General features: G+C 73.7%; 13 protein-coding genes, 1 tRNA gene and 1 pseudogene. 10 read left to right on the forward strand and 5 right to left on the reverse strand.

The annotated features are described in order from the left end of the window. Positions 1-18: 18 nt before the first annotated feature. Positions 19-271 (forward strand): annotated as a pseudogene (locus ABIC30_RS28715) (integrase core domain-containing protein); the annotation flags it as partial. Between the two features lie 154 nt (positions 272-425). On the opposite strand, the gene ABIC30_RS28720 reads toward ABIC30_RS28715, so the two are convergent. Together ABIC30_RS28720 and ABIC30_RS28725 are read right to left on the reverse strand one after the other, a co-directional pair. Continuing rightward, positions 426-501 (reverse strand) — tRNA-Ile (locus ABIC30_RS28720). A 37-nt stretch (positions 502-538) separates the two neighbouring features. Continuing rightward, a complete protein-coding gene (locus ABIC30_RS28725; RefSeq protein WP_020094809.1) occupies positions 539-1,228 on the reverse strand; it encodes a DNA-3-methyladenine glycosylase family protein in 690 nt (229 codons plus the stop codon). A gap of 141 nt (positions 1,229-1,369) precedes the next feature. Here ABIC30_RS28725 and ABIC30_RS28730 point away from each other — a divergent pair, with 141 nt between their 5' ends. From ABIC30_RS28730 to ABIC30_RS28740, 3 genes are all read left to right on the forward strand, one after another. Then, positions 1,370-1,927, forward strand: coding sequence for a metallophosphoesterase (locus ABIC30_RS28730; protein ID WP_020094808.1), 558 nt, complete (start codon positions 1,370-1,372; stop codon positions 1,925-1,927). 67 nt (positions 1,928-1,994) lie between these two features. After that, a complete protein-coding gene (locus tag ABIC30_RS28735) occupies positions 1,995-2,321 on the forward strand; it encodes a hypothetical protein (protein ID WP_354456508.1) in 327 nt (108 codons plus the stop codon). After that, positions 2,314-2,682, forward strand: a complete 369-nt coding sequence (locus tag ABIC30_RS28740; RefSeq protein WP_354456509.1) for a hypothetical protein — start codon at positions 2,314-2,316, stop codon at positions 2,680-2,682. Before ABIC30_RS28735 ends, ABIC30_RS28740 begins: the two co-directional genes overlap by 8 nt. 236 nt (positions 2,683-2,918) lie before the next feature. Here the strand turns inward: ABIC30_RS28740 and ABIC30_RS28745 are convergent, their stop codons facing one another. Both ABIC30_RS28745 and ABIC30_RS28750 read right to left on the reverse strand, forming a co-directional pair. After that, positions 2,919-3,680, reverse strand: coding sequence for a sigma-70 family RNA polymerase sigma factor (locus tag ABIC30_RS28745; RefSeq protein ID WP_354456510.1), 762 nt, complete (start codon positions 3,678-3,680; stop codon positions 2,919-2,921). A 106-nt stretch (positions 3,681-3,786) separates the two neighbouring features. Further along, a complete protein-coding gene (locus tag ABIC30_RS28750; RefSeq protein WP_354456511.1) occupies positions 3,787-4,791 on the reverse strand; it encodes an SDR family oxidoreductase in 1,005 nt (334 codons plus the stop codon). 184 nt (positions 4,792-4,975) lie between these two features. On the opposite strand from ABIC30_RS28750, the gene ABIC30_RS28755 reads away from it, so the two are divergent. The 6 genes from ABIC30_RS28755 to ABIC30_RS28780 all read left to right on the forward strand — a co-directional run bounded on the left by ABIC30_RS28755 (position 4,976) and on the right by ABIC30_RS28780 (position 11,310). Continuing rightward, on the forward strand, positions 4,976-6,160 hold the full coding sequence (locus tag ABIC30_RS28755) for a YihY/virulence factor BrkB family protein (RefSeq protein WP_354456512.1): 1,185 nt from the start codon (positions 4,976-4,978) through the stop codon (positions 6,158-6,160). A 364-nt stretch (positions 6,161-6,524) separates the two neighbouring features. Then, entirely contained in the window at positions 6,525-7,235 is a 711-nt protein-coding gene (locus ABIC30_RS28760) for a Crp/Fnr family transcriptional regulator (protein WP_354456513.1), read from the forward strand. A 113-nt stretch (positions 7,236-7,348) separates the two neighbouring features. Beyond that, positions 7,349-8,653 (forward strand): nickel pincer cofactor biosynthesis protein LarC, encoded by a 1,305-nt coding sequence (larC, locus tag ABIC30_RS28765; protein WP_354456514.1) that lies wholly within the window; start codon positions 7,349-7,351, stop codon positions 8,651-8,653. Then, positions 8,650-9,468, forward strand: a complete 819-nt coding sequence (gene larE, locus ABIC30_RS28770; RefSeq protein ID WP_020094799.1) for an ATP-dependent sacrificial sulfur transferase LarE — start codon at positions 8,650-8,652, stop codon at positions 9,466-9,468. Before larC ends, larE begins: the two co-directional genes overlap by 4 nt. Next, the gene (gene larB / locus ABIC30_RS28775; protein ID WP_331298186.1) at positions 9,465-10,145 is read left to right on the forward strand and encodes a nickel pincer cofactor biosynthesis protein LarB; all 681 of its coding nucleotides are present in this window, start codon (positions 9,465-9,467) and stop codon (positions 10,143-10,145) included. Before larE ends, larB begins: the two co-directional genes overlap by 4 nt. A 55-nt stretch (positions 10,146-10,200) precedes the next feature. Continuing rightward, a complete protein-coding gene (locus ABIC30_RS28780; RefSeq protein ID WP_331298187.1) occupies positions 10,201-11,310 on the forward strand; it encodes an aldo/keto reductase in 1,110 nt (369 codons plus the stop codon). A 159-nt stretch (positions 11,311-11,469) separates the two neighbouring features. Here ABIC30_RS28780 and ABIC30_RS28785 read toward each other — a convergent pair whose 3' ends face one another. Then, positions 11,470-13,746 carry a xanthine dehydrogenase family protein molybdopterin-binding subunit gene (locus ABIC30_RS28785; protein WP_354456515.1) on the reverse strand — a complete coding sequence of 759 codons (2,277 nt, stop codon included), beginning with the start codon at positions 13,744-13,746 and terminating at the stop codon, positions 11,470-11,472. Between the last annotated feature and the right edge of the window lie 233 nt (positions 13,747-13,979).

Below are 13,979 nucleotides of genomic sequence, written 5' to 3' on the forward strand. Positions count from 1 at the left end.
TGAACGACTGCATCAACAGGCCGGACACAAGACTGCACCCGACCAACGCGTCAGAAGCTCAATTCGCCACTTGCAATGCGGGAGCCATCCACACAAGACGGCCGCCGACGCGACGAGTGCCTGAACGCAAACTGCGTCCCTGTCGCTGGCCGACATGAGGAACAAGATCGAGACGAGGCGGCGGCACTACAACGAGAGCGGTCCTCAGACCGCCCTGGGGTGGCCAACGGCCCAGGAATTGGCCCTGGAAACGGCCTTGCAAGCCGCCTAATGAGACTTGGAAGCTCACCTTCCGGCCGGATCAAGATCTGAGCGACCCTCAGGAACGTCGTCGCCCATGTTAGGCAATTTGTGATGCATCCCGGCCCGATTGCAAGCGAGATGGTCGACGATCTTTAAGCGTTTGCAGCGCCTTAGCTAATTGGTGGTGGGCCCGGCAGGACTCGAACCTGCAACCAGACCGTTATGAGCGGCCGGCTCTAACCATTGAGCTACGGGCCCGGGAGGCGCCGACGGATAGCCGATCTCCGGCCGGCCGTCACCCGGATTTCGCCGTGCCGCGGCGGCGCCGGGCCCAGGGCGCCGGTTCCGTCCGGGTCGGCAGGTCCGCCGGTAGGTCCGCCGGTGCGGGCGCCGTGTCCTTGATCCGCCACAGGTAGCGGGCCAGGATCGAGCGGTACGGCGCGAAGGCGGCCGCCACCGCGGCGGTGTCGGCCTGCCCGGTGAGGCGGCGCAAGCAGCCCACCGCCGCCACGTCGCCCGCGGGCCAGATGTCCGGGTCGTGGAAGTGGAAGATGCCGACCATGTCGGCCGTCCAGGGGCCGACGCCGCGGATGCCGCACAGGATCGCCGCCCGCTCGGGATGCGGCAGGGCGGCGAGGCCCGGCCCGAGGAGGCCCGCCGTCTCGGCCGCCACGATCGCCTGGAGCGCCCGCACCTTGTTGCCCGAGATGCCGCAGGCCCGCAGCAGCGCCGCGTCCCCGGCCTCGAACAGGCCCCTCGGGCTCGCGCCCGCCGCCGCGGCCGCGGCCTCGATCCGGGCCCAGATCGCCGCCGCCGCCCGGACGGAGAGCTGCTGGTTGACCACCTCGACGAACAGGTGGTCGGCGACGCACGGATGCGCCGGCGGCTCGATCCGGATCGGACCGGCCCGCTCCAGGGCGGCCCGCAGCGGCGGATGGGCGCGCGCCGCGTCCAGAAGATGGGCGTAGATGGCGGGATCCAGCATCGCCGCAGCCTTACCGGCCCGCGGGGCTTCCCGGAAGCGGGCCCGAGTCGGGCTGGAAGCGGGCCCGAAGCGGCGGTGCGGCCGCGCGCCCCGCGCCGGCCGGCCTGGACGGGACGCGCCCGCGGCCCAGGTCTCGACACCATGGCGATCTTCTTCACCGCGGACACGCATTTCGGCGATCCGCACATCCTCCGCCACCGCGGTGCTCGGTTCGGCAGCGTCGAGGCCCACGACGAGGCCCTGGTCGCCGGCTGGAACGCCGTGGTCGGCCCGGAGGACGTCGTCTGGCACCTCGGGGACTTCGCCGCCCATGCCAGCCGGGCGCATTGCGCGGCGATCTTCGCGCGGCTGAACGGCGCCAAGCGCCTCGTCCGTGGCAACCACGATTCGAACCGTGTCCTGGACCTGCCCTGGGCCGAGCCGCCGGTGGAGAGCGCCCGCCTCTCCGTCGCGGACGCGCGCGGGCGGCCGCACCGCCTGTTCCTGTCGCACTACGCGCACCGGGCCTGGCCGGGCCTGTGGCGGGAGACGCGCCACCTCTACGGGCACAGCCACGGCTGGCTCGCCGACACCACGCGCTCCTGCGATGTCGGTGTGGATGCCTGGGACGACCGCCCGGTCACCCTCGAGGCGATCCTGGTGCGCCAGGACGCGGCCGCTTGCGTGCCGGAGGAACTCGCGGCCCACGGCCTGCGCTGATGGGCGGGGACCGGCGCGCTATATCGTGCGCCGGAGCATCGACAGCCCGGCAGGAGGCCGCATCGCCATGACCGACATCCCCGCCCCGCCGCCGGGCCCGGCCGACGCCGCGACCCGGGCCGCGACTCAGGCCGCCACCAAAGCCGCCACCGAACTCGGCCTCGGGACCGACTGGGCCGCCCTCGGCGCGCCGGACTGGGACCGGGTCTGCCGCCGGGCCGGCGCGATCCTCGCCGGGCAGGGCCAGGCGCCGGCGCCCGGCTGGGACGGGGCCCTGGCGCGGGCCCTCGGCCGCCCCGATCCCGCGGCCGCGCGGGACGAGCTGGCCCGCGACGCGGCCAACACCGTGCTGGCCGAGAAGGGCGAGGTCTTCGCCCCGGAGGACGATGCCTGAGGCGGACGACGAGACGCCGCCGGTCGTGCCGCCGGGCGTGCCATCGGGCGGACCGGTGGTTGCCGCGGCGGGGGTGCGGGCCGATGTAGTAGGCATGCCTTATCCCGAACACCGGCCTGAACCGCGGCCCGAGCACCGGCGTGCCGCCCCGAGACCGACCGAGCGCTACGCCCCCGGCGCGGCACCCGCCGCCCTGCGGGTGATCCCCATCGCGGGCGGCCCGACCCTCGACGCGCAGACGCGCGTGCGGCTCGGCCACCAGATGCGGGCGATGTATGATCCGGTGATCGACGAGGCGTTGGATCCCCGGCTGGCGGAGCTGCTGCGGCAGCTCGATGCGGATCGGGGCGGCTCGACCTGAGATCGGGGGCGGGGGTGTCCGGCCCGCGCATCCGCTGCGGCTTCCGGTGAAGAGGCTCCCATCGGTGGATCGGGGGGGTGTCACACCGATGGGAGCCCGGCCGAGTCGACGGATCGACCCAACCCGCCCCATATCGCCCAGGCGGCGGCCCGGGCGCTTTCACCTAAGTCAATTTGCTTGCGAATACGGCCGTCGAAGTGTCGAATTGGCGTATTCGATCGTGAGAATCGTCGCGATCAGGCCGAGGTGCCGGTCACCGAGAGCATGACCCCGTCGCTGCCGATCTCGTCGCCGCCGTAGCCGAGCATGCGCGCGAGTTGCTCGCGGGCGCGCCAGACCCGGCTCTTCACGGTGCCGATCCGGCAGTTCATGACGACGGCGGCCTCCTCGTAGCTCAGGTTCTCGATCGCCACGAGGACCAGCGCCTCCCGCATCACCGGCGCGAGCCGATCCAGGGCCGCGCGCACGTCCTGCAGGTCGAGATGGCCCCCCTGCTCGGGGATGCTGGTCAGCCGGTCGGCGTAGCTGCCGTCGGTGTCGGCGACCTCGCGGCCCTGCTTGCGGTGCTGGCTGTAGAAGACGTTGCGGAGGATCGTGAACAGCCACGCCTCCAGGTTGGTCCCGGCGGTGAATCCGCCGCGGCCGCGCCAGCCGCGCAGCAGGGTGTCCTGCACGAGATCGTCCGCCGCGGCCGGGTCGCGCGTCAACGAGACCGCGAACCGGTGCAGCGCCGGCACCACCTGCAGCAGGCCCGCGCGGAACGTTCTGTCGCGCTCGCCCTCGGCCTGGGCGAGGGCGGCCTCCAGGCGCGCGAGCAGGTCGGCGAAGGGGTTCGCATCCCTGTCCGAGTCGAGGTCGATCCGGTCGTAGGCGCGACCGAGGAGCGTGCCGAGATGGGCGCGCACGGCCTCCGGCAGGCCGAAGCGGGTCTCGTCCCCGGCCTCCTCTGCGACATCCGCGATGGGATCGAGGAGCGATGGGCCTTCGGTGTCGGGCATTCGGTCCGGTCGTCGGCGGGCGGGCCGGTCAAGCCCAGAGGACCGGTTGTGGCGCGCCCCGGCCGCCCATGCCGCAACATGGGTTAACGCCTGTCCCGAACGGGACTCAGCCGCGGGCGCCAAACCGCCGCGCCGCCGCGAGACCGGCGAGGACGGCCGCGCAGGCCCCTGCGGCGGCGAGCCCCGTGCCGAGGGCCGTACTCAGGGTTCCGGCATCGGGGACGCCCTTGCGGGCGCGCCAGCCGCCGTCGGCCCGCGTGCCCTCCGGCGTCGGCGCGCGCAGGGCCCCGTGCGTGCGCGGCCCGGGTTCGGCCCGGTCGAGGGCCCACCGGAACCCGGCACCCATCAGGTGCTCGGTCGGGTACGGAGCCAGCGCGTAGCCGACCTGCGCGAGGCGGGCCGGCCAGCCGACCGCGACCTCGTCGCGCGGGTGGCGCGCGAGGCGGAGATAGGTCTCCGCCACGGCCTCGGGCGCGTAGTACAGGTGCCCGGGATTGAGCCGCCGGCCGCTGACATTGGCGCCGTGCTCCAGGCCCGGCGTGTCGACGATGGCGGGAAATACGGCGCAGACGCGGATGTGGCGGTGCCGGGCGAGTTCCTGGCGCAGGCTCGCCGAGAAGCCGCGCAGGCCGAACTTGCTGGCCGTGTAGGCGGCGGCGAAGGGCGTCGGCGCCCAGCCGCCCATCGAGACCGTGTTGATCAGCGTCCCCCGGCCGCGGTCGAGGAAATGCGGCAGCACCGCGTAGGCCCCGTGCACGGCGCCCAGCAGGTTCACCGCGATCGTCTGCCGGTGCAGGTCCAGGGGAGCGTCCAGCAGGGGGCCGAACACCCCCACCCCGGCATTGTTGATCCAGACGTCGATGCCGCCGAAGGCCCGGAGTGCCTCCCGGGACAGGGCGTCCACCGCCTCGGGCTCTGTGACGTCGGTGGGGACAGCGACGGCCTCGGCGCCCGACGCGCGCAGGTCGCGGGCGATTCCGTCGAGCACGTCGGCCCGCCGCGCCGCCAGCACCACCCGGGCGCCCCGCGCCGCGAAGGCCTCGGCCGCCGCCCGGCCGATGCCGCTCGAGGCCCCGGTGATGACCACCGTCCCGCCGTCCAGGCGTGCCATGCCGGTTCTCCGCGTCGTGTGTCGTCGAGTTGCAACTGCACGGCGAACCCTTCCCCGCGCCGCGGCGTTCCCCCTCGCAGCTGCGGCCATTCGGACGCGCCCGGGACGGCGCGTCCGAATGGCCGCCGCGACGCGCGGCCCCGAAGGCCCGCCCCCGTCTGCCCGAACCCTTCCGAGGTCGCCGATGCCTGCCCCCGATTCAGCCCCCGCCAGGGCCGCCGCGCCCGAGGGAGGCGCCTCGACGGTCTGGACCCTCGCCCTCGCCACCGCGCTGATCGGCATCGTCGCCCTTCCCCGCCGGTCGGCGCGCGGCGCGGTCGGTGCCTCGGTCGACCGTGCGCCCGGCCGGTCCGCCGACCGGGACGGGGCGCGCCGGACGTCGCCTGCGCATGCGGGACGGGAGGCCCACGCCGTGGCCCGGGCCGAGGCCGATCGCGGGCGGCAGGCCGCGACGCCGACCGAGATCCCCGCCAAGGGCTGGAAGGACATCGCGCTGCGCGCCTATCACGACATCGGCGAGAACCGCCTGTCGCTGATCGCGGCCGGCGTCACCTTCTTCACGCTCCTGGCGATCTTCCCGGCGGTGGCGGCCCTGGTCTCCTGCTACGGCCTCGTGGCCGACGCCTCGACCATCAACGACCAGCTCGCCAGCCTCCAGGGCATCCTGCCCCAGGGCGCCCTGGAGATCGTCGGCGATCAGGTGAAGCGGCTGAACGAGCAGGGCAACACCACCCTCGGGTTCAGCCTGCTCATCAGCATCGCCCTGTCCGTGTGGAGCGCCAATGGCGGCGTGAAGCACGTCTTCGACGCCCTCAACCTCGTCTACAACGAGCGGGAGAAGCGCAACTTCCTCGTCCTCAATCTCGTCTCCCTCGCCTTCACGGCGGGGGCGCTCCTGTTCCTCCTCCTGGCGCTGGCCGCGGTGGTGGTGGTGCCGGTGGTGCTGGAATTCGTCGGGCTCGGCGCGGACGCGTGGTGGCTGGCGCTGCTGCGGTGGCCGGTCCTGCTCCTGGCGGTGCTGCTGGGCCTCGCCCTGCTCTACCGCTACGGGCCGAGCCGGGACGCGCCGCGCTGGCGCTGGGTCACGCCCGGGGGCGCCCTCGCGGCCGTGTTGTGGATCGTCGCGTCGCTGCTGTTCTCCTGGTACGTCGGCCATTTCGGCAGCTACAACAAGACCTACGGCTCGCTCGGCGCGGCGATCGGCTTCATGACCTGGATCTGGCTCTCGACCATGATCGTGCTGGCCGGCGCCCAGGTGAACGCCGAGATGGAGCATCAGACCGCCGAGGACACGACCGTCGGCGAACCGCAGCCCCTGGGCACGCGCCGGGCGCGCATGGCCGATACGGTGGGCGCCGCCGCGGAGTAGCGCGGCGCCCGGCCCTCACCGGGGGCACGGCCTCCTGAGCGAGGGGGGCTCGCGGAGCGCGTCGCCGGCGAGAACGCCGACTTAACACAGGTTGGCGCGCGTTTTTCTGCTGCAGGCACAAGCCGATCAAGAAGATCCGGACTTCGATGTTCGGGCGACGGTTTGGCCCCCTGCCGATAGAAATATCTGTGCCTCATTATTTGACCGATACCCATGGCGGCGCCGTCGTTCGGGACGCTTCGGATGGGCGCGACGTCGCCCGATCCCCCATGGCCCCCCGCTTCGGCGACCTCCCCGGCGCCTGTCCCGGCGACTGCCCGGCCGCCGGCACGCCGGCGCCGCGGTGATCTGACCGGAGGCGGACGTGGACAACCCGTTCGTACGGAAGATGGAGCGGCATGTCAGGCTCGCGCCCGAGGACCGCGCGATCCTCGACGGGTTGGGGCGCCTGCATGTCCGCCACGTCGCGGCCCGGCAGGATATCGAGGGGCAGCAGAGCGACCCGTACCACACGCACCTGATCCTCGACGGCTGGGCCTGCCGGTACAAGCAGTTCCCGGACGGCCGGCGGGCGATCGTCGCGCTGCTCCTGCCGGGCGACCTGTGCGACCCGTTCGTGTTCCGCCGGGCACGCATGGACCACGCCATCGGCGCGCTGACGCCCGCCACCGTCGCGCGGATCGCCCCGGAGCAGATCGGCGACGCGGTCCGCGGCCGGCCCGCCGTCGAGGAGTGCCTGTGGCGGGAGCTGCTCGCCGCCACGGCGATCCACCGCGAGTGGATCGCCAGCGTCGGCCGGCGCTCGGCGATCGAGCGGCTGGCGCACCTGTTCTGCGAGTTGCACCTGCGGTTGACGCGCGTCGGCCTCGCGGACGGGACGACGCTGCCGATGCCGGTGACCCAGCCCGACCTCGCCGACGCCCTCGGCCAGACGAGCGTGCACATCAACCGCACCCTGAAGGAGCTGCGCACCGGCGGCCTCGTCGCCCTGCGCAGCCGCCGCCTGACGATCCGCGACCTCGACGGACTGCGGGAGCGCGGCCTGTTCGATCCGGCCTACCTGCAGCTCTCCTGAGCGGCGCGGGCGATACGCCGCGGCACCGGAGGCCGCGTGCGCCTTGCCGCGGGGCTGCCGCGGCCGATCTGAGGCGGACCCGTCACCCGCCACCGGCGCCCGCGCGACACACGATGCACATCCACCTCGACGCCCTCGGCGGCGTCGCCGGCGACATGTTCGCCGCCGCCCTGCTGGACGCCTTCCCCGAGCATCGGGCCGGCGTGTCCGCCAGCGTCCGGGCGGTCGACGCGCGCATCGCCTGCGCGGTCAGCGCGCACAACGATGGGATCCTCAGCGGCGCGCGCTTCACCGTGTCGGCGCCCGGGGCGGAGCCCGTGCCCGCGCCGCACCGGCACGCGCATACCGGGCAGCGCGACCATCCGCATGCTCACGGCCACGATCACGGCCACGATCACGGCCACGATCACGGCCACGATCATGCCCGCGACCACGGCCACCGTCCCTGGTCGGAGATCCGCGCCGCGCTGGAGACGGCGGATCTCGCGCCGGCGGTGCGGGCGCACGCGCTCGGCATCTTCGGGCATCTGGCCGCGGCGGAAGCCCGCGTCCACGGCATCGCGGTCGACGCGGTGGCGTTCCACGAGGTCGGCGCCGCCGACTCGATCGCCGACATCGTCGCCGCCGCCCACCTGATCGCCGCCCTGGAGGCGCGCAGCTGGAGCGTCTCGGCCCTGCCGCTGGGCTCCGGCCGGGTGCGAACCCAGCACGGCCCCCTCCCCGTCCCGGCTCCCGCCACGACGCTGCTGCTCGCAGGCTTTTCCACCCTCGACGACGGGATCCCCGGCGAGCGCGTCACCCCCACCGGCGCGGCGATCCTGCGCCACCTCTGCGGCGACGATCCCGGGCGGGGTCGCCCCCGGGGGATCCTCGGGCGCACCGGCATCGGCTTCGGCACGAAGGTCCTGCCGGGCCTGAGCAACTGCCTGCGCGCCCTCGTGCTGGAGGACGGCGCCGCGTCCCGCCCGGGCCGGCGGGATCTCGCGGTGATCGCCTTCGAGGTCGACGACCAGTCCGGCGAGGATCTCGCCACGGGCCTCGACCGGCTGCGCGCCGAGCCCGGCATCGTGGACGTCGTGCAGATGCCGGTCATCGGCAAGAAGGGCCGGATGATGGCCCGGATCCAGGTCCTGGTCCGTCCGGAGAGCCTGGAGGCGGCGGTCGCGGCCTGCTTCCGGGAGACCACGACCATCGGCCTGCGTTACCACCCCGTGGAGGGCGCGGTGCTCGCGCGCGCCGCCCGCACGGTCGAGCACGACGGCCGGTCGGTTCGCGTGAAGATCGTGGCGCGGCCGGGCGGGCGCACCGCCAAGGCCGAGGCCGACGACGCCCGCGACCGTCCGGACCACGCGGCCCGGGCCGCCCTACGCCGCGAGGCCGAGCGCCTCGCCCTGGAACAGGAGCAGGAGGAGCGGTGACGCGCCAGCATCTGGAATCCGTCCTCGCCGGGCTCGGCCCTGTCGCGGTGGCGGTGAGCGGCGGGGTCGACAGCCTGACGCTCGCCACCCTCGCACACCGGCTGGCGCCAAGCGCTACTCTGGTGGTCCACGCGGTCTCGCCGGCCGTGCCGGAGGAAGCGACCGCGCGCGTGCGCGCCGAGGGCGCCCGCGAGGGCTGGTCCTTACGGGTGATCGAGGCCGGCGAGTTCGCCGACCCGGCCTACCGGGCAAACCCGGTCAACCGCTGCTTCTTCTGCAAGACCAACCTCTACGGCGCGGTCCGGCGCGTCACCGACCGCCAGATCCTGTCGGGCGCGAACCGCGACGACCTCGGCGAGTACCGCCCCGGCCTCGACGCCGCCCGGGAGCACGGCGTGCGCCACCCTTACGTGGAGGCCGGGTTCGACAAGGCGTCGGTCCGGGCGCTCGCCCGCGACCTCGGCCTCGGGGCCGTGGCGGAATTGCCGGCCGCGCCCTGCCTGTCGAGCCGGGTCGAGACCGGCATCGCCATCGAGCCGGAGACCCTGACCTTCATTCACGCGGTCGAGCGGCTGGTCGGCGGAGCGCTGGCGACCGACGGCGCCGGACGGGCCGTCCGCTGTCGGGTCCGCGCCGAGGGCGTGGTGGTGGAACTCGATCCAGCAAGCCTCGCCGCCCTCGACGCCGAGGGTCGCGAGACGCTCGGGGCGGGCATCCGGGACATGGCGCCGGCCCGTCTCGCCGGCCCGGTCCGCTTCGCCCCCTACCGGGTCGGCAGCGCCTTCCTGGTCGAGCCGCGGGAGGCCCGGGCGTGAGCATCTCCGAAGAGTTCACCCTCGATTTCGCCCGGCCCGAGCGGATCGGGCTGGAGGAGGCGATCTTCTGCGCCGGCAAGAGCCCGGAGCAGATCGACGCGATCCTGGAGGCCGCCCGGGCGCGCGGCGCCTCGCTGCTCCTCACCCGCCTCGACCCGGAGAAGCGCAACCGGCTCCGGGACGCCGCGCGGCTCGATTACTGCCCGGTCTCGCGCACGGCGGTGTTCGGCGAGGCCCCCCGGATCACCGGCCCGGCCCGGGTCGCGGTGGTGGCGGCCGGCACCTCGGACGTACCCGTCGCCCGCGAGGCGCTGCGAGTGCTGGCCTATGCCGGACGGGCGGCCTCGCTCTTCGCCGATGTCGGCGTCGCCGGCCTGTGGCGGCTGACGTCGCGGATCGAGGAGATCCGGGCGCACCCGGTGGTGATCGTCGCCGCCGGCATGGACGCGGCTTTGCCCAGCGTCGTCGGCGGCCTCGTGGCGGGCGCGGTGATCGCGGTCCCGACCTCCGTGGGCTACGGTGTCGCCGCGGGCGGGCGCGCCGCCCTCGACGCCGTGCTGGCGAGCTGCGCGCCGGGCATCACGGTGGTCAACATCGACAACGGCTACGGCGCCGCCTGCGCCGCCCTGCGCCTGCTCCACGCGGCGGGACGCCTCGCCACGGGGACCGAACGATGACGCGGCCCGACGCATTACCTCCCCTCACCAGGACATCCTCGAACGGAGACAGCCGATGGAACGCCGCAGCTTCCTCCAGGGCGCCGTGCTCGGCGCGGGCCTCGCTGGCGCCGGCAGCGCGGGTGCGGCCGTGAACGCCCCCGTCCTCCCCGGCAACCGCCCGCAGGACCCCGCGGATCTGCCCTTCGTCACCGATCCCGGCGAGCGCCGGGGCGAGATGCTCTACCGGTCGTTCGGGAAGAGCTCCGAAAAGATCTCGGCGATCGGCATGGGCGGGTTCCATCTCGGCAAGAGCGCCGTGACGGACGACGAGGCGACGCGGCTGATCCATGCCGGGATCGACCGCGGCATCACCTTCATGGACAATTGCTGGGACTACAACGAGGGGCGCTCCGAGCTGCGCATGGGCGCGGCCCTGGCCCAGGGCGGCTACCGCGACAAGGTCTTCCTGATGTCCAAGATGGACGGGCGGACCAAGGAGGAGGCGCTCAAGCAGATCGACCAGTCGCTCCTGCGCCTGCGCACGGACCGGATCGACCTCGTCCAGCACCACGAGATCCTGCGCTACGACGACCCGGACCGGGTCTTCGCCGAGGGCGGCGCCATGGAGGGCTTCCTGGAGGCGAAGAAGCAGGGCAAGCTGCGCTACATCGGCTTCACCGGCCACAAGGACCCGCGCATCCACCTGCAGATGCTGGAGGTCGCCGCCGAGCGCGGCTTCCACTTCGATGCCGTGCAGATGCCGGTCAACGTGATGGACGCGCATTTCCGCTCGTTCAGCCACCTCGTCCTGCCCTACCTCGTGCAGAACGGCATCGCGCCGCTCGCCATGAAGACCTTCGGCGACGGGGTGATCCTGAAGGCGGACGCGCCGATCAAGCCGCTCGAGTACCTGCACTTCTCGCTGAACCTGCCGGTCTCGGTGGTGATCACCGGCATCCAGAACCAGCGCGACCTCGACCAGGCCTTCGAGGCGGTGAAGACCTTCGAGCCGATGGACAAGGCCACGGTGGCCGAGCTGCTGTCGCGCTCGAAGCCCTACGCGCTGGAGGGCAAGTACGAGCTGTTCAAGACGAGCGCGACCTTCGACGGCACCGCCAAGAACGCGGCGTGGCTCGGCGAGGACGTGGCGAGCGTGAAGAAGCTCGCGCCGACGATGGAGTAGGCGGCGGGCAAGCGCGTCCGATATTCCCCTCCCCCTTGCGGGGAGGGGTTAGGGGTGGGGGTGGTTTAGAAGGAACCGCCGAGCCCTTTCCGGCCCCACCCCCACGCGGGATCTGCGATCCCCAAGCTCCTCCCCGCAAGGGGGAGGAGAGTCAGCCCCTCACGCTACGTCCTCCAGCCGGATCGGCAGGCTGCGGATCCGGCGGCCGGTGGCGTGGTGGATCGCGTTGGCGATGGCCGCGTTCACCCCGATGATCCCGAGCTCGCCCAGGCCCTTCAGGCCCAGCGCATCGACCTGATCGTCGGGATCGGGCACCAGCAGCGCCTCCACCTCCGGCGCGTCGGCCGCCGTCGGGACGAGGTACTCGGCGAGATCCGAGTTGCGGTAGGCGCCGCCGTCCACCACCGTCTCCTCAAGAAGCGCCGAGCCGAGGCCCCAGATCATCCCGCCCGTGAGCTGGCTCCGCGCGGTCAGCGGGTTGAGGATGCGCCCCGCCGCGAAGGCGCCGGTGAGCCGGGCGACGCGGATCTCCCCGGTCTCGGCGTGGACGTGGACCTCGGCGAACTGCGCGCCGAAGCCCCAGGAGACGGCCTTCCCGCCCCCACCGAGGGCGAGCCCGATTTGGCCCTGCCGCAGGCCCGCGAGCGCCTTCTCCCGGTCGCCGCCCTCGGGCACGAACTCCGCGACCGTCTCGACGCCTTCCGGGTCGACGACCTCGCCGAGCGCGATCCCGGCCCCGTCCGGCGCCGCGAGCCGGTCGCCCGCGAGGCGCAGGCTGCCCGGATCGCGGCCGGCGAGGCGCCCGCCCTGCCCGGTCGCGGCCTGCGCCAGGCTCTCGCGGATCTGGCGGCAGCCGAGCGCCAGGGCGCTCATCAGGCTGGTGGTCGTGCTCGACCCGCCCGAGATCCCCGCCGCCGGCAGGTCGGTGTCGCCGAGCCGGACGGTGACCCGCTCCACCGGCACGCCGAGACCGTCCGCCGCGCCCATCGCCAGCAGCGTGGTGATGCCGTTGCCGATCTCGTGGTGCGCGCAGGCGACCTCCGCGGCGCCGTCCGGGCCGAGCCGGACCCGCAGGGTCGCGGCCGCGATCTTGGTGGGCCGCACCGAAGTCGCGCAGCCGAGACCCACCCGCCAGGGCCCGTCGCGCATCGCGCCCGGGCGCGGCACCCGGCGCGACCAGCCGAAGGCCTTCGCGCCGGCGTCGAAGCAGGCCATCAGCGGCCGGGTCGAGAACGGTTTTCCGGAGACCGGATCGACCGCCGTGTCGTTGAGGCGGCGCAGCGCGATCGGGTCCATGCCGAGCGCGACCGCCATCTCGTCGACGGCGCTCTCCAGGGCGAACAGGAACGGCACCTCCGGGGGCGCCCGCATCGGCCCCGGCGTGTTGCGATCGACCCGCACGGCCCGCTCCTCGGTGCGGATGTTCGGGCAGGCGTAGAGGCTCGCCGTCACCTCCGCGCCCTCCATGACGAAGGGATCGAAGCGCGACGTCACGGTCTCGGCCTCGTGGACCAGGGCGGTGAACCGGCCCGTCCGGTCGGCGCCGAGTCGGATGCGGTGGCGCGATTCCGGCCGATAATTGGCGATGGTGAAGCACTGTCGCCGGCTGGGCACCAGCGAGACCGGCCGGCCGAGGTGCCGCGCCGCGAGCGCGACCAGCGCGGTGTGCTGCGACAGGGCGAATTTCGAGCCGAAATGGCCGCCGATCAGCCCCGCCACCACCCGCACCTGCGCGGGATCGAGCCCGAGCTGCGCCGCGAGCCCGTGCTGCACGGCGCCGACGTAGCGGGTCGGCTCGTGGACGGTGAGCCTTTCGCCGTCCCAGGCGGCCCGGGTGGTGAACAGCTCGATCGGGTTGTGGTGCTGGACCGGCGTCGCGTAGCGCGCCTCGACGCGGAGCGCGGCGTCCCTAAACCCCGCCTCGGCATCGCCCCGGGCGATGTCCGCGTGGTGGGGCTTCAGGTCGGCGAGGCGCACGGTCTCGGCCCCGGGGGCGTCGAAGCCGCCGGCGGCGGGCTCCTCCGCGTAGGCGACCTTCACCGCACCGGCCGCCGCCTCGGCGGCCCCCTGACTCTCGGCGACCACGAGGGCCACGATCTGGCCAGCATAGGCGACTGCGTCGGAATCGAGCGGACGGTGCGAGCTGTTGGCGTACCCGCCGGCCATCAGGTGCTTCACCGGCGCCACCGCGCCCGCGAAGTCCCGGTGGGTGAAGATCCGGAGGAGTCCCGGCACCCGCTCGGCCGCCGCGAGGTCGAACCCGGTGATGCGGCCCCGGGCGATGGTGCTGGTCACCAGGGCCGCGTGGGCCGTGTCCCGGTCCGGGCCGGTCAGGTCGGAGCTGTAGAGCGCCCGGCCGGTGACCTTGTCGGGTCCCTCGATCCGGGTGTGGGGGCGGCCGAGACGGCCGTCGGTGTCCTGCGCGCCGGCGTCCATGCCGCCCTCCCCGTTCGCGGCCGCCCGGGCCGCATCGCAAAGGGAGGAAGCGCCGTGAGGGCTCGACGGCTCCCCGGACGGTGGAGCGACATGATGCAGCAACCGACCCGGTCGTCCTCGCGAGCGCGGCGACGCGACCCAGGGCAGCGCGCCCTGGATCAGCGCGGCGCCGCCTGGATCGCCAGGCTGCGCTCGCGAGGTCGGTGCGGGCTGCGGCAGCCTTCACTGCCGCA

Source organism: Methylobacterium sp. 1030 (assembly GCF_040544715.1).
Lineage (GTDB): Bacteria > Pseudomonadota > Alphaproteobacteria > Rhizobiales > Beijerinckiaceae > Methylobacterium.

What these genes read in the sequence shown, in the direction of transcription:
- ABIC30_RS28785 (WP_354456515.1), bottom strand. Translation starts at nt 13,746, where the DNA reads ATGGACGCCGGCGCGCAGGACACCGACGGCCGTCTCGGCCGCCCCCAC.
- ABIC30_RS28780 (WP_331298187.1), top strand. Translation starts at nt 10,201, where the DNA reads ATGGAACGCCGCAGCTTCCTCCAGGGCGCCGTGCTCGGCGCGGGCCTC.
- ABIC30_RS28750 (WP_354456511.1), bottom strand. Translation starts at nt 4,791, where the DNA reads ATGGCACGCCTGGACGGCGGGACGGTGGTCATCACCGGGGCCTCGAGC.
- ABIC30_RS28755 (WP_354456512.1), top strand. Translation starts at nt 4,976, where the DNA reads ATGCCTGCCCCCGATTCAGCCCCCGCCAGGGCCGCCGCGCCCGAGGGA.
- larC (WP_354456514.1), top strand. Translation starts at nt 7,349, where the DNA reads ATGCACATCCACCTCGACGCCCTCGGCGGCGTCGCCGGCGACATGTTC.
- ABIC30_RS28735 (WP_354456508.1), top strand. Translation starts at nt 1,995, where the DNA reads ATGACCGACATCCCCGCCCCGCCGCCGGGCCCGGCCGACGCCGCGACC.
- ABIC30_RS28745 (WP_354456510.1), bottom strand. Translation starts at nt 3,680, where the DNA reads ATGCCCGACACCGAAGGCCCATCGCTCCTCGATCCCATCGCGGATGTC.
- ABIC30_RS28725 (WP_020094809.1), bottom strand. Translation starts at nt 1,228, where the DNA reads ATGCTGGATCCCGCCATCTACGCCCATCTTCTGGACGCGGCGCGCGCC.
- ABIC30_RS28730 (WP_020094808.1), top strand. Translation starts at nt 1,370, where the DNA reads ATGGCGATCTTCTTCACCGCGGACACGCATTTCGGCGATCCGCACATC.
- ABIC30_RS28740 (WP_354456509.1), top strand. Translation starts at nt 2,314, where the DNA reads ATGCCTGAGGCGGACGACGAGACGCCGCCGGTCGTGCCGCCGGGCGTG.